The organism is Kitasatospora sp. MY 5-36, from assembly GCF_001182915.1.
Lineage (GTDB): Bacteria > Actinomycetota > Actinomycetes > Streptomycetales > Streptomycetaceae > Kitasatospora.
In genome coordinates, this window is the sequence record NZ_LFVW01000067.1 from 1 (window position 1) to 240 (window position 240).

General features: G+C 71.2%; 1 protein-coding gene. It reads right to left on the reverse strand.

Annotated features, from left to right (window positions below):
- A partial coding sequence (locus tag AE652_RS43780) for an SDR family oxidoreductase (RefSeq protein WP_255357399.1) occupies positions 1 to 223 on the reverse strand: 223 nt, incomplete at its 3' end.
- Between the last annotated feature and the right edge of the window lie 17 nt (positions 224 to 240).

The following is a 240-nucleotide window of genomic DNA, read 5'->3' on the forward strand; positions in this document are numbered from 1 at the left end:
TCCCGCCCGTCCCGGCCGAGTGAACCACCGACGACAGCACCGGACCCGTCGCATCGATACGGTCCAGGACCTCCGCCACGGAGGCGCGGTCGGCGACGTCACACGTCACCACGTCAACTGCCGATCCACGAGCTGCGATCGAGGCCGCCAACTCCGCCACACCGGCGGCACCCGGACCCGAACGGGACGTCAGCACCACTCGCGACGCGCCACGATCCGCCACCCACTGGGCGGTGATCG